Below are 15,234 nucleotides of genomic sequence, written 5' to 3' on the forward strand. Positions count from 1 at the left end.
TTTACGCAAAAATTAATTTGTTAATGTATCGTGATTAGCTAAATTTACAATTTCTCTTCGTCGTAGTATGTGTTTTTCGGTTTCGGCTATGCCTTCTGCAATACTATTTGCCATCTTCATGACTAGGCTGAGCCTTGTGTTCTGAAGGACAAAAAACTCCATGAATCCACTGACATTCACAATACCTGTAATATGTATATCTCCAATTGGAATTAACTCTTTATTGACCCCGGCACCTGGTTTAACCGGACCTTCATCAATCGTAACAATACCCACATTTTTTAATCTACCTAAACATGCATCAATTCCTATAATAAATGGATTATTGAAGGTGTTTTGAATCATATTTACCTTTTCTATTAAATTAACAGCATGTATAGGTTCATCCAAAGTGCCATATACATGAAACAGGGACATCCCTTTTTCATGTAGTTTTGTGCCAATTAAGGGGCCCAACGAATCTCCTGTAGAACGATCTGTGCCTATACAAATAAATACAATTGGCCGATTGGATGCTGGTAAAAGTGAAGCTAGTCGTACTGAAATACTCTTGCGTGCATCCTCTCTGTCATAGGGAATTCTAGATAGGTCGTCTTTCTGGAGATCAAAAAGTTTCGATTTTAGATTCATAGATTTCACCCCTAGTTAATAGTACTAACAGTATACGGACAAAAGTGAAAATCTATACATAATTCACGAAACTTCTTAGTTAAATAGAAGAGAGCAGGGAGGCGAAAACATGTGGCGATCAGGATTTAAATGGATGTTTCTAATTATGGGAACAATTATCGGGGCAGGGTATGCATCGGGAAGGGAGCTTTGGGAATTTTTTGGTGATCAAAGTGGACTTGCCATCATACTATTTACTCTAGTTTTTTCTATATCATGTTATATAATTATGAAAATAAGCTATGAAAAGAAATCGGAACACTTTTCACCAGTACTACGAATGTTAATTGGGAGAAAACTTTCCTACTTTTACGAGGTTTTAATTGTAATATATTTATTTTCCACCACTGTGGTTATGCTTGCAGGGGGAGGGGCAACACTTGAGATGTTTCATATCCCTTATTTTGGGGGAATTCTTTTATTTTCAGTTCTCTTAGTATTATTGTTTATATGGGATATTAAAGGTATGATTTCGATGAATGCTTTTCTAATACCCTTATTGGTTGTAGGCTTGGTAGGTATCTTACTTTCTTTTTTATATATGAATGGGCAATCCTTCTCCTTTAACATTAAGGAACAGAATAATTGGCCTACAGCTTTTACTTTTTCAGCATTAAATATCTTACCTTTAGTGGCTGTAATATCTGCAATAGGAAAAGAAGTGAAAAGTAACGGAGAAGCATTAATAGCTAGTGTAGGAAGTGGTTTAGTATTAGGCACAATCTCAATTATTTATAATGAGTCATTAATTCAGATAGCAAATAAAATTGTTCTATATGAGATTCCATTGTTTGCTATTATTGAGAATTATCCGTATATAATCATTATGTTTATGTCCTTTATTCTGTGGGCAGCAATTTACACAACAGCTGCTTCTGGACTGTTTGGACTTTCTTCGAGATTTAGAGAAAAGATTCACTTACCTTTATGGCTTATTGCTGCTATTATTCTTGTAGCGATGATACCTTTTACAAAATTTGGTTTTGCAAAGCTAGTATCCATACTTTATCCGCTATATGGGATTGCAAATTTATACCTATTGGGTGCTATTTTATTGTATCCTATTACAAACCGCTATAAATAGAATAGAATACCTGATAAACTATTTTTAATGTGAGGAAGATTATTATTGAATTGGCTTAACAGACTTTATGAAAAAGTTATGACTGAATTAACGAACGAAGAAATGTGGATGAGCATTGGGATGGGAATTCTAAAAATAATCCTTATTCTCATCATTGCAGGAATTGTCATTCGAATAGGACGATTAGCTATCCAGAATATTTTTAGAGTTAGAAACAGTAGTCCTCTAAGGGTATCTGAGAGGCGAACCGCTACACTGATTAAACTGTTAGAAAATGTACTCCGCTATGTAGTCTATTTTGTTGTTATCGTGATGATCCTTGAATCTCTAAGTATTGAGATACGTGCTTTATTAGCAGGTGCTGGAATCGTTGGCCTAGCAATAGGTTTTGGAGCACAAAATTTAGTTAGAGACATCATAACCGGCTTTTTTATCATTTTTGAAGATCAATTTTCAGTTGGTGATTTTATAAGGACAGGAACCTTTGAAGGAACAGTTGAAGAAATAGGATTAAGAACAACTAAGATAAAGTCCTTTACTGGAGAAGTTCATATATTACCAAATGGAAGTATTATAGAGGTAACCAATTTTTCTATAAATAATAGTGTTGCTGTAGTAGATATTAGTATTTCCTATGAAGGAGATATCCCTAAAACTGAAAAAATTCTAGAAGAACTATTACAAGAGTTGCCTGATAAATATGAAGATATGATAAAAACACCTGAGGTATTAGGTGTTCAGATGCTGGGTGCTTCTGAAGTGGTTTTACGTATTGTATCAGAGGTCTTACCAATGCGTCATTTTTATATATCAAGAATTTTACGTAAAGAAGTTAAACTTAGATTAGATCAACATGGTATTGAAATTCCATATCCACGCATGGTCATGTATACTAGAGATGAAGGAAATACAGAAAAGCAAAACGGTTAGGATTTACACCTCCATTTCATAGTAGAAAGAACACTGTGAAAATAGACTTACTCCATTTTAAATTCAATATTGAGGTAAAGGGTAAGAAGGTGATGATATATGGTAGATAAAGATTTTGCAATGAATGATATTGTTGAAATGAAAAAGCAGCATCCTTGTGGAACCAACCGCTGGAAGATTATCCGTATGGGGATGGATATTCGTATAAAATGTGAGGGATGTTCTCACAGTGTGTTAATTCCTAGGAAAGAGTTCTCGAGAAAAGTGAAGAAAATTTTAGTGAAGCACGAAGAATAAGAGAGAGGTCTAGCTAGAAGGTAGCTAGGCCTTTTGAAAATATATAAATAGATATTGTGGGGTAGAGGAGAAAATAACATGGTGAGTAAAGTAATTAGTTCCTGTTCCTTAAACTGTTGGGATAACTGTGGTTTTGAAGTTACTGTAGAAAATGGAAGAGTTGTAAAAGTTGATGGAGATAAAAATCACCCAATCACAAAAGGTAAAATATGTGGACGAGGAAGAATGCTTGAAACAAGAACAAACTCGGAAGAACGTTTATTATATCCACTAAAAAAGGAAAATGGGTTATTTAAAGAAATTTCATGGGAACAAGCATTCCAAGAAATTGCTGAAAAAATGAAAGGTATCAAGTTAGAATTTGGTCCTTTAGCGGTCCTTCATAGTCATGATTATTCAAATGGGGGTCTATTAAAAAGTTTAGATCAACGATTTTTTAATTGCTATGGTGGTGTAACAGAGCTTACAGGTAGTATTTGTTGGGGAGCAGGAATTGAGGCGCAGAGATGGGACTTTGGAAATTCATGGAGTCATGCACCAGAAGATATTTTCAACAGTAAACATGTAGTCATTTGGGGACGTAATGTTGTTAGAACTAACATGCACCTTTATCAGTACCTACTTGAAGTTAAGAAAAAAGGTACAAAAATTATTGTAATTGATCCAATATCAAATGCAACTGCAAAAATGGCAGATCACTATGTTCAGATAAAGCCTGGTATGGATGGAATATTAGCTTTAGGTATTATTAAAGAATTGGTAAGGTTGAACCTTGAAGATAAAGAATTTATTAATGGTTATACCATCGGATTCTCTGATTTATTAGAATTAGTGAATAGTATTACATTTGACGAAATAGTTGAACGTACAAATGTTTCACGTGAAACAATTTCCTTATTAGCGAAATCATTTGCAGATAGACCAACTGCAACATTTTTGGGATTAGGAATGCAAAGGTATACAAACGGAGGAAATACAATCCGTTTAATCAATGCTTTAGTTGCTGTGAGTGGTAACATTGGAATTAGTGGAGGGGGATCAAACTATGGTAACCTCCAAGTTGGTCAAAGTTTTGATTATGGCGCCCTTACACTACCACAGAAAAAAGAGGAAACAAGAACTTTTACGATGATGCAACAGGCTAAGGGGATTTTAGAAGCAGTAGATCCAAAGATTAAAATGATTATTGTTACATGTGGAAATCCATTGACACAAGTGCCTGATACAAATTTAGTTAAAAAAGCCTTTGAGTCTGTAGATACCTTAGTTGTAATCGACCAGTTCATGACAGATACTGCAGTCTTAGCAGATTATGTATTACCAACGACAACAGTTTTCGAAGAGGAAGATATCTATTTTTCTTCTATGTACCATCATTACGCTAATTATGGCCCTAAGCTTGTCGATCCTCCTGGTGAAGCAAAATCTGATCTATGGATTTGGACTAGGTTAGCAGAATTACTTGGATTTGGAGAAGACTTTCATTACTCAAGAAGGGAATTTCTTCAATTAGGCCTAGGTTATTTAGAGGAAAAAGGGATTACTTTAGAGCAGTTTTTAGAAAATAATCATGTGGAATTACCTGTTGATCACGTTCCTTGGAGTGACTATAGATTTACTACCCCAAGCGGTAAGTTCGAGTTTACCTCGGCAACGGCTTTTGAAAAAGGGTACAACGGTAAACTGTCACTTTTATTTCCTGAGGAATCAACCAATAATGAACTGCTAGAGAAATATCCTTATACTTTGTTGACAATACATCCAATGCGCTCAAATCATTCTCAGCATTATCACCTTATTGAAAGCATGCAACAAATCAAAGTAGATATATCAATAGATATTGCTAGAGAAAATGGCTTAAGTGAAAATGATTCGGTAAGAGTTTATAACGATAGAGGAGAGGTTAAGGGAATCGTTAAAATCCTCGAAAATGCTCATCCAACCACGATAAATATAGATGAGGGCCAATGGAGCAAGTATGGGGGAAGTGTTAACCTTCTAACTCCTGATAGAGTTTCGGATAATGGGTTAGGAAGTACACTATACGATTGCTTAGTAAACATTGAAAAGATCTAAACACTATGCCGTTCCTTAACTGGGGCGGTTCTTTTAATACATTTTAAAAAACAATCTGAAGCTAGTCCGTTTCTTTCCGCTGCAAGCACTTGCTTTCCGCGGGGAATCATGAAAAAGCCCAACTGCCGGCTTTTTCAAGGGCGGATTCCCATCGGGGAGGAAGTCGAGCCTCCTCGACGTACCATCTGCGGGGTCTCGACCTTTCCTCTAATCCCGCAGGAGTCAAGTGCCTTCCGCTTCAATCCACTCTAGGACAAAAAATTATTATCACTTAAAATGTTTTTATATTATTATTCAACTATATAATTAGCTACTCTTATACAGAGTGCTGTTATTCGCTAACATCCACGAAGACTCCTGCGGGAGAAGCGCGTCAATGTGAGACCCCACAGGAGCGGAGCGACGAGGAGGCTCACGGACCGCCCGCGGAAAGCGAAGTGGATGTTAGCGAATAACTCCTATGACAGCCTACTACCCCATTTACAAGGTAACGTTATAAAACAAACAGAATTAACTTGTCTTTTTTATTTGATATATCTATAATTGTGAAAGGTTATGGTTTACGGAAAATGGCTCTTATAAAGAAGCCATGTAATAAAAGAGGAGTGAAAAACGATGGCTTTAACAGCTGGTATTGTAGGTCTTCCAAACGTAGGGAAATCTACTCTATTTAATGCAATTACACAAGCAGGTGCTGAATCTGCAAACTATCCGTTTTGTACAATTGACCCGAATGTAGGGATTGTTGAGGTTCCTGATCACCGTTTAAATAAATTAACTGAGTTAATAAAGCCTAAGAAAACTGTTCCGACTGCGTTTGAATTTACTGATATTGCAGGGATTGTAAAAGGAGCAAGCAAAGGTGAAGGTTTAGGAAATAAGTTCTTGTCTCACATTCGCCAAGTAGATGCGATTTGTCATGTTGTTCGCTGCTTTGCAGATGATAACATCACGCACGTTTCTGGTAAAGTAGATCCGATTGATGATATTGAAGTAATTAATCTTGAACTAATTTTGGCTGATTTAGAATCTGTTGAAAAACGAATGGATCGTGTTGGAAAGTTAGCTAAACAAAAAGATAAAGATGCAGTATTTGAGCATGAGGCATTAGTTAAATTAAAGGAAGCTTTTGAAAACAATCTTCCAGCTCGTACTGTTGAGTTTACAGATGAGCAAATGAAATTTGTGAAACACCTTCATCTGTTAACAATCAAGCCTGTACTTTATGTTGCAAACGTTAGTGAAGATGAAGTAGCAGACCCATCTAATAATGAATATGTGAAAATGGTCCGAGGATTTGCTGAAAAAGACAATGCTGAAGTAATTGTTATTTGTGCAAAGATCGAATCTGAAATTGCTGAATTAGATGGAGAAGAAAAAGCAATGTTCCTTGAAGAGATTGGTATTGAGGAGTCTGGCTTAGATCAGTTAATCAGGGCGTCATATAGCTTATTAGGACTAGCAACTTACTTCACAGCGGGTGAACAAGAGGTTCGTGCTTGGACTTTTAGAAGAGGGATGAAAGCACCACAATGTGCTGGAATTATTCACACGGACTTTGAACGTGGATTTATCCGTGCTGAAACTGTTTCTTTTGAAGATTTAATTGGAAATGGTTCTATGACAGCTGCTCGAGAAGCAGGTAGAGTACGTCTAGAAGGAAAAGAATATATTGTACAAGATGGAGATGTTATTCACTTCCGTTTTAATGTTTAATTTATCAATTTATCCCTTAGCTTAAAGAACAAGCTAAGGGATTTTGTATATTTTTTTAATCAACAGACTTGCAAAACTACTCTTTTTCATAATTTGGAAGTAAACTGTATTGCAACGAATATTCCAATGTGGTATAATCTGTTTCTGTGAGTAATTGAAAAGATTGCTCCTTGCCCATATAGGGCCGTTAGTCCAAAAGGAGGTGAACGTGATGAGAAAGTACGAAGTAATGTATATCATCCGTCCAAACATTGAAGATGAAGCTAAAAAAGCTTTAGTTGAGCGTTTTAATGGCGTTTTAACTGACAATGGTGCGGAGATTGCTAATGTTAAAGAATGGGGTAAACGTCGTCTTGCTTATGAAATCAATGATTTCCGCGATGGTTATTACATGATTCTTAGCGTTATGTCTAATTCTGAAGCAGTTAAAGAGTTCGATCGTTTAGCTAAAATCAGTGAAGACATTATCCGTCACATTGTAATTAGAGAAGAAGAGTAAACTTTAAGAACACGATGTTCTTTTTAATAATGTAAGGAGTGGTTCTGATGATGAATCGCGTAATTCTCGTTGGTAGACTTACGAAGGATCCTGAATTAAGGTATACCCCAAGTGGAGTTGCTATAGCAACCTTTACTTTAGCTGTTAACAGAACATTTACGAACCAACAAGGTGATCGTGAAGCAGACTTCATTAATTGCGTTGTATGGCGTAAACCTGCTGAAAACGTTGCTAACTTCTTGAAAAAAGGTAGTTTAGCTGGAGTTGACGGTAAATTACAAACACGTAATTATGAAGGTCAAGATGGTAAACGTGTATATGTTACTGAAGTTGTTGCGGAATCTGTCCAATTTTTAGAGCCTAGAAATAGTGCCGGTGGAAGTGGCTTTGAGCAACAACGCAGCGGTGGATCAGGTTATGGTGGATCTCCTCAAGGGCAAGGTAACCAGTTCGGACAACAAAATCAAAATCAGAATCAACGTAGCAACCAAGGATATACTCGAGTGGATGATGATCCATTTGCAAATGATGGACAACCAATTGACATTTCAGATGATGACTTGCCGTTTTAAAGTCAGCGTATATCTATAAAAATCTTTAGGAAAAGGAGGCGTATCATATGGCAGGAGGACGCAGAGGTGGACGTGGAGCTAAACGTCGTAAAGTTTGTTTCTTTACAGCTCACGGAATCACTAAAATCGACTACAAAGATCTTGACGTGTTAAAACGTTTTATTTCTGAACGTGGTAAAATTTTACCTCGTCGTGTAACAGGTACTAGCGCGAAATATCAACGTAAATTAACAGTTGCGATCAAACGTGCTCGTCAAATGGCATTATTACCATACGTTTCTGGTGAATAATCAGTAAAGTAAAACAGTGAGACTTTCTCACTGTTTTTTTGTTTTATTTTGTAAGGAATGAATAGTTTAATTTGAATATAGACCGTTTCTTTGCGCTGCAGGTACTTGCTTTCCGCGGGGAATTATGAAAAAGCCCAACAGCCGGCTTTTTCAAGAGCGAATTCCCATCGGGGAGGAAGTCGAGCCTCTTCGACGTTCCGTCTGCGGGGTCTCGACCTTTCCTCTACTTCCCTCAGGAGTCAAGTGCCTTCCGCTCCAATCCACTCCTAATTAAAATTTAATCTCTAAGTAAAACTTTTAGTGAAAAGAGCTTTTTATATAGCAATTATAAACATTAATTAAGCTTATCATTGCTCATAATAAAGGATAAACTGATTACCAGACATTATAGAATCTTGAAATAGTTGAATGCTAGTTCAATTGCAGATAAAATAGAAATGATTTCTATAAAATATTTGAGGTGGAGTAGTGAAGAAAACAAAACAGCTAACAGAGGGAGCTATTTTAATTGCTCTATATAGTATTATTCTCTTGCTATTTTTATACATACCATTACTAGGCATTTTGGTTCTATTCTTATTACCATTGCCATTTATCATTTATGCAATAAGAAATGGGCTTAAAAACGCTATTATTTTCTTTATAGCTGCTTTAGTTGTTTCTTTTATAATAGGGACTCTGATGGCTTTACCTATGACATTCATGTTTGGAAGTAGTGGTATTGTACTAGGTTATTTAATTGAAAAGCAAAAAGGGCGCTATGCATTATTAGTGGGAGGAACAGTTGCTTATCTTCTAAATATTGCCGTGCTTTATATAATAACTGTAAGCTTGTTAAATATTAATTTAATGGAAGAAACCATTACGATGACAAAAGAAACTCTCAATACGTCCAATGAGCTTCTTACATTGATTGGCCAGGAGTCCAATGAACAAGCCCTACAACAATTTGAAGAGGCAATGAAGATATTTCCCTATTTGCTTCCTAGTACGTTTTTAATGATTGCCTTTCTATTCTCCTTTTTCACACAGCTTTTTTCTATTCCTTTTTTAAAGAGATTAAAGGTGAACATTGAATCTTGGCCACCATTTAGAGAGTTAAGATTACCAAGAAGCTTGTTATGGTATTACTTAATTGTTATGCTACTTATGTTTATCGAGTTTGAAGTAGGAACATTTGGATACACAGCAGTCATTAATCTATTTTACATATTACAATTGTTAATGATGGTGCAAGGATTTTCTTTCCTATTTTATTACTGTTTTCAAAAAGGAATTTCAAAAGCAGTTCCCATAGTTATTTTAGTCTTTTCTCTATTTATACCTATTCTCCTTTATATTATTAGAATCTTAGGTATAATTGACTTAGGCTTTCAGATGAGAGACAAAATAGCACCAAAGAAGTAATGTACCAACCGAAAATGTAGGAGCTGAATTTATGCCAGATTTTTACAAAAAGAAGATGTTTCGTTACCCAATTTATGCGTTGCTACTTATTTCACTCATTTTGTTGGGAATAACGTTTTACTTCAATTGGATCATAGGATTTACTTGTTTTCTGCTCCTAGGATTTGTGGTCTATTATGTATTTAGAGCTGAATCATTATTAAATAAAGAAATGGAAAGCTATATCTCAACCCTATCCTATCGGTTAAAAAAAGTAGGGGAAGAAGCCCTTATGGAAATGCCGATTGGTATTATGTTATTTAATGATGACTTATATATCGAATGGACAAACCCATATATTGCTTCTTGCTTTGATGAGGATACCCTAGTCGGAAGATCACTTTATAATGTTGCTGAAGAGTTAGTTCCTCTCATAAAACAAGAAGTAGAAACTGAAATTGTTACTCTTCATGATCGGAAGTTTAAAGTGATATTAAAAAAAGAAGAAAGGCTCTTGTATTTCTTTGATGTTACTGAACAAACAGAAATTGAAAAGCTATATGAAGATGAACGCACAGTTTTAGGGGTTATTTACCTTGATAACTATGATGAGGTTACTCAAGGAATGGACGATCAACGAAAAAGTCTAATGAATAACCATGTGACGACCATCCTTAATAAATGGGCTATGGATAATGGAGTTTATTTAAAAAGGACATCCTCTGAACGTTTTACAGCTGTTTTAAATGAGCATATATTGACTCAGTTAGAAAAGAGTAAGTTTTCCATCCTTGATGAGGTAAGGGAAAAGACTGCAAAGGAAAATATCTCATTAACATTAAGTATTGGCATTGGGACGGGTGTTTCATCACTACCAGAGCTTGGTGCATTAGCACAATCAAGCTTAGATTTGGCATTAGGTAGAGGTGGAGATCAGGTTGCTATAAAACAAACCAACGGAAAAGTTAAATTTTTCGGTGGTAAAACAAACCCTATCGAAAAACGCACTCGAGTACGTGCACGTGTTATTTCTCATGCATTACGAGAGCTTATCAATGAAAGTGATAAAGTTATCATTATGGGGCATAAATACCCTGATATGGACGCGATTGGTGCAGCTATTGGAATATTAAAGGTTGCACAAGCTAACCAAAAAGATGCATACATTGTTTTAAAAGAAGAAGAAATTGACATGGGTGTCTCAAAACTTATTGATGAAGTTAAGAATCACTCAGAGCTTTGGAGTTACTTTATAACGCCGGAGCAGGCTTTAGAAATCTCATCTGATGAAACGCTACTTGTGGTAGTTGATACTCATAAGCCTTCATTAGTTATTGAGGATCGCTTATTAGCAAAATTAGATAATGTTGTTGTTATCGATCACCACCGTAGAGGTGAAGAATTTATTGAATCACCACTGTTGGTTTATATGGAACCATATGCTTCTTCTACAGCAGAATTAGTTACAGAATTATTAGAGTATCAGCCTAAACGATTGAAAATTAATATGCTAGAAGCTACTTCCCTTCTTGCAGGTATTATCGTTGATACAAAGAGCTTCACGCTCCGAACAGGTTCAAGAACGTTTGATGCGGCTTCCTATCTTCGCTCACAGGGTGCAGATACCGTATTAGTACAGAAGTTTTTAAAAGAGAATATCGAGAGTTTTAATAAGCGTGCAAAATTAATAGGTAGTGCAGTCATTTATAAACAGGGTATTGCAATTGCAATGGGTAATGAGAATGAGTTTAATGAACAGGTTATTATTGCTCAAGCTGCTGATGCATTGCTTGCGATGAGTGGAGTGGTTGCTTCATTTGTCATTTCAATGAGAAGTGATAATGTAATTGGCGTAAGTGCAAGGTCACTTGGAGATGTAAATGTGCAGGTGATTATGGAGGGACTTGAAGGCGGAGGACACCTAACGAATGCAGCTACACAAATACATAATGCAACACTTGAAGAAGTAGAACAACAACTAAAAGAAGTTATAGATGAATATATTGAAGGAGGCAAAAAATCATGAAGGTAATCTTTTTAAAGGATGTAAAAGGAAAAGGAAAACAAGGTGAAGTGAAAAATGTGTCAGATGGGTATGCACACAACTTTTTATTCAAACAAGGTGCTGCTATTGAAGCCACACCTGCTAATATGAAGATGTTAGAAGCTCAAAAGAACAAAGTGAAACAAGAGGCTGCTCAAGAACTAGAAGAATCAAAGCAATTAAAAGAAAAAATTGAAGCTTTAACGGTAGAGCTAACTGCAAAAGCTGGTGATGGCGGGCGATTATTTGGCTCAGTAACTAGTAAACAAATTGCAGATGAGTTAGCAAAAACTCACAAAATAAAAATTGATAAGCGTAAATTTGATCTACCAGATGGAATTCGTTCTCTAGGTTTTACAAATGTCCCACTTAAGCTACATCCAGAAGTTACTGCTACAGTTAAGGTTCAAGTGAAGGAGCAGTAATTACCATTGATAAAAAGCTTTGCTATCATATACAATTATGAAATGTGATTTTGTTTAATACAAATCACATTTTTTCTTATATCCATATTATTTTAGATTTCTAATTCATAGATAATAGATTAATATAATAGATAGATAACACCTCTAAGGGAGAGTGAAGAAAAAGATGAGTACACTACTTGCAGATCGTATTCCTCCCCAAAATATTGAAGCTGAGCAAGCTGTGCTAGGAGCTATTTTTCTAGAACCAGCATCATTAACGTTGGCATCAGAAATATTAATTCCTGATGACTTTTATCGTGCTTCTCACCAAAAAATATTCAATGCAATGCTTAATCTTAATGATAAGGGTGAACCGGTCGACTTAGTAACCGTGACTGCTGAATTAGCTGATGTAAAGCTTTTAGAGGAAATAGGTGGGGTATCTTATCTTAGTGATATTGCAAACTCTGTTCCTACAGCTGCCAACATTGAATATTATGCAAAAATCATTGAAGAGAAATCGATACTTCGAAGACTAATAAGAACAGCAACGACCATTGCTTCAGATGGATATTCAAGGGAAGATGAAGTAGAAGCCCTTTTAAGTGAAGCTGAAAAAACAATCTTAGAAGTTGCTCAACGTAAGAACGCAGGGGCGTTTAAAAACATCCGTGATGTATTAGTTGAGACATATGATAATATTGAAGAATTAACAAATCGTAAAGGCGATGTTACTGGTATCCCTACTGGATTTACAGAATTAGATCGTATGACTGCTGGCTTTCAACGAAATGATTTAATCATCGTTGCCGCTCGTCCTTCAGTAGGTAAAACAGCCTTTGCGTTAAATATCGCACAAAATGTGGCCACGAAAACAGATGAAAATGTTGCTATCTTTAGTCTTGAGATGGGGGCAGAACAGCTTGTAATGAGGATGCTCTGTGCTGAGGGAAATATTAATGCACAAGCACTACGTACAGGTGCATTAACGGCAGAGGATTGGAGTAAGCTGACAATGGCTATGGGAAGCTTATCAAATTCAGGAATTTTCATTGATGATACACCAGGTATCCGAATTAGTGATATTCGCTCAAAATGCCGCCGTCTAAAGCAAGAAAGTGGCTTAGGTATGATTCTTATTGATTACCTTCAGTTAATCCAAGGAAGCGGGCGTAGTGGCGAAAACCGTCAACAAGAAGTATCAGAAATTTCTCGTTCACTTAAAGAACTAGCTCGTGAATTAAAGGTTCCTGTTATTGCTCTTTCTCAGCTTTCTCGTGGAGTTGAGCAAAGACAGGATAAGCGTCCAATGATGTCAGATATTCGTGAATCAGGAAGTATTGAGCAGGATGCTGATATTGTTGCCTTCTTGTACCGTGATGATTACTATGATAAAGAATCAGAGAACAAGGATATTATCGAAATTATCATTGCAAAACAACGTAATGGTCCTGTTGGAACAGTATCATTGGCCTTCGTAAAAGAATATAACAAGTTCGTAAACCTAGAAAGAAGATTTGATGACACCAATATACCACCAGGTGCATAGTATAAAGGAAGGACCTTCCCAATCGGGAGGGTTCTTTTTTCGTTTATTGGAAAAACTAATAATGCAAGTTGATATTTCACGAACAAATAAAATACTATCATTAAAATTGTTCGGGTTTAGTTGACTTGTGTGGTTAGAATTGATAAGATTAGTATGTTTGATACATAAATGAACGTAAAATAAGTTAGAGTTCACTCGGAGGTGCTAAGCCTATGGCTTCAGTAGTTGTTGTTGGAACACAGTGGGGAGACGAAGGTAAAGGTAAAATTACAGATTTTTTATCTGAGAACGCGGAAGTGATTGCTAGATATCAAGGCGGTAACAATGCAGGTCACACAATTAAGTTTAATGGAGAGACCTATAAACTACACTTAATCCCGTCAGGAATCTTCTATTCAGATAAAATTTGTGTAATTGGCAACGGAATGGTTGTTGATCCGAAAGCACTTGTAACAGAGTTAAAATACTTACATGATCGTGGTGTAAGCACAGATAATTTAAGAATTAGTAATCGTGCACATGTGATACTACCATATCACTTAAAATTAGATGAAGTTGAAGAAGATCGTAAGGGTGCTAATAAAATTGGTACAACTAAAAAAGGAATTGGCCCAGCCTATATGGATAAAGCAGCACGTGTAGGAATTCGCATGGCTGATTTGTTAGATCGAGAAATATTTGAAGAAAAATTAACTAACAATTTAGCAGAAAAAAACCGTTTATTAGAAAAAGTTTATGAAGTTGAAGGATTTAAAATAGAAGATATTCTTGATGAGTATTTTGAGTATGGACAACAGGTTGCGAAATATGTATGTGATACATCAGTTGTTTTAAACGATGCTTTAGATGAAGGGCGTCGTGTCCTATTTGAAGGGGCTCAAGGGGTTATGCTTGATATAGATCAAGGTACATATCCTTTCGTTACTTCTTCAAATCCAGTGGCTGGTGGGGTAACAATTGGCTCTGGGGTAGGGCCAACTAAAATTAATCATGTAGTTGGGGTTTGTAAGGCTTATACCTCTCGTGTTGGAGATGGGCCGTTCCCAACCGAATTGAATAATGAGATCGGTGAACGCATTCGTGAAGTTGGTCGTGAATATGGTACAACAACAGGCCGTCCACGTCGTGTAGGTTGGTTTGACAGTGTTGTGGTACGTCACGCAAGAAGAGTGAGCGGGATTACAGATTTATCATTAAACTCAATTGACGTACTAACAGGAATTGAAACATTAAAGATTTGCGTAGCATACCAATACAATGGGAAAGTCATCGAAGAGTTTCCAGCAAGCTTAAAAATACTTTCTCAATGTGAACCAGTATACGAAGAGCTACCAGGTTGGACGGAAGACATCACAGGTGTTAAAAACCTTAAAGACCTTCCAGAAAATGCACGTCACTATATTGAACGTGTGTCCCAGCTAACAGGTATACCATTGTCTGTTTTCTCAGTAGGACCAGATCGTACACAAACGAATATTGTACGTAGTGTATACGCATAAGTACAAGCAAAGAAATTGCCCCTTGTTATTACAAAAAACATTGTAATAGAGGGGCTTTTTTGTTAAGTTATTATATGTTGTGATTTTAAACTAAAACTTTTTTGCGAAACATGTTGCATTTAGTCGAATACCTATGCTATTATAAAAAGCGTCGTTGAAAAACAATTACAAGTACGAGCCGTTAGCTCAGTTGGTAGAGCAATGAGCAGAGCTTCA

Annotated in this window: 14 protein-coding genes; 13 read left to right on the forward strand and 1 reads right to left on the reverse strand. The window is 36.1% G+C overall.

All coding sequences use genetic code 11. The features are described 5' to 3' along the window. Positions 1-12: 12 nt before the first annotated feature. Positions 13-630, reverse strand: a complete 618-nt coding sequence (yyaC, locus tag J2Z26_RS18150) for a spore protease YyaC (protein ID WP_193535375.1) — start codon at positions 628-630, stop codon at positions 13-15. Between the two features lie 109 nt (positions 631-739). Between yyaC and J2Z26_RS18155 the strand changes: the two genes are divergently transcribed. From J2Z26_RS18155 to J2Z26_RS18215, 13 genes are all read left to right on the forward strand, one after another. After that, entirely contained in the window at positions 740-1,753 is a 1,014-nt protein-coding gene (locus J2Z26_RS18155) for a YkvI family membrane protein (protein ID WP_193535374.1), read from the forward strand. Between the two features lie 78 nt (positions 1,754-1,831). Beyond that, positions 1,832-2,683, forward strand: a complete 852-nt coding sequence (locus J2Z26_RS18160; protein ID WP_193535398.1) for a mechanosensitive ion channel family protein — start codon at positions 1,832-1,834, stop codon at positions 2,681-2,683. A 99-nt stretch (positions 2,684-2,782) separates the two neighbouring features. Further along, on the forward strand, positions 2,783-2,980 hold the full coding sequence (locus tag J2Z26_RS18165; protein ID WP_193535373.1) for a DUF951 domain-containing protein: 198 nt from the start codon (positions 2,783-2,785) through the stop codon (positions 2,978-2,980). A gap of 81 nt (positions 2,981-3,061) precedes the next feature. Next, positions 3,062-5,056, forward strand: coding sequence for a molybdopterin-dependent oxidoreductase (locus J2Z26_RS18170; RefSeq protein ID WP_193535397.1), 1,995 nt, complete (start codon positions 3,062-3,064; stop codon positions 5,054-5,056). A 615-nt stretch (positions 5,057-5,671) separates the two neighbouring features. Continuing rightward, positions 5,672-6,772, forward strand: coding sequence for a redox-regulated ATPase YchF (gene ychF / locus J2Z26_RS18175; protein WP_193535372.1), 1,101 nt, complete (start codon positions 5,672-5,674; stop codon positions 6,770-6,772). Between the two features lie 211 nt (positions 6,773-6,983). After that, on the forward strand, positions 6,984-7,271 hold the full coding sequence (gene rpsF, locus J2Z26_RS18180; protein WP_193470862.1) for a 30S ribosomal protein S6: 288 nt from the start codon (positions 6,984-6,986) through the stop codon (positions 7,269-7,271). 47 nt (positions 7,272-7,318) lie between these two features. After that, positions 7,319-7,843, forward strand: a complete 525-nt coding sequence (gene ssb / locus J2Z26_RS18185) for a single-stranded DNA-binding protein (RefSeq protein ID WP_193535371.1) — start codon at positions 7,319-7,321, stop codon at positions 7,841-7,843. A gap of 47 nt (positions 7,844-7,890) precedes the next feature. Next, entirely contained in the window at positions 7,891-8,133 is a 243-nt protein-coding gene (gene rpsR / locus J2Z26_RS18190) for a 30S ribosomal protein S18 (protein ID WP_193470860.1), read from the forward strand. 468 nt (positions 8,134-8,601) lie between these two features. After that, the gene (locus tag J2Z26_RS18195; protein WP_193535370.1) at positions 8,602-9,540 is read left to right on the forward strand and encodes a YybS family protein; all 939 of its coding nucleotides are present in this window, start codon (positions 8,602-8,604) and stop codon (positions 9,538-9,540) included. Between the two features lie 31 nt (positions 9,541-9,571). Continuing rightward, a complete protein-coding gene (locus J2Z26_RS18200; protein WP_193535369.1) occupies positions 9,572-11,545 on the forward strand; it encodes a DHH family phosphoesterase in 1,974 nt (657 codons plus the stop codon). Next, a complete protein-coding gene (rplI, locus tag J2Z26_RS18205; protein ID WP_193535368.1) occupies positions 11,542-11,988 on the forward strand; it encodes a 50S ribosomal protein L9 in 447 nt (148 codons plus the stop codon). Before J2Z26_RS18200 ends, rplI begins: the two co-directional genes overlap by 4 nt. 166 nt (positions 11,989-12,154) lie before the next feature. Then, the gene (gene dnaB, locus J2Z26_RS18210; protein ID WP_193535367.1) at positions 12,155-13,519 is read left to right on the forward strand and encodes a replicative DNA helicase; all 1,365 of its coding nucleotides are present in this window, start codon (positions 12,155-12,157) and stop codon (positions 13,517-13,519) included. Between the two features lie 212 nt (positions 13,520-13,731). Beyond that, on the forward strand, positions 13,732-15,018 hold the full coding sequence (locus J2Z26_RS18215) for an adenylosuccinate synthase (RefSeq protein ID WP_193535366.1): 1,287 nt from the start codon (positions 13,732-13,734) through the stop codon (positions 15,016-15,018). Positions 15,019-15,234: the final 216 nt, after the last annotated feature.

The organism is Cytobacillus luteolus (assembly GCF_017873715.1).
Classification (GTDB): Bacteria; Bacillota; Bacilli; order Bacillales; family Bacillaceae_L; genus Bacillus_BV; species Bacillus_BV luteola.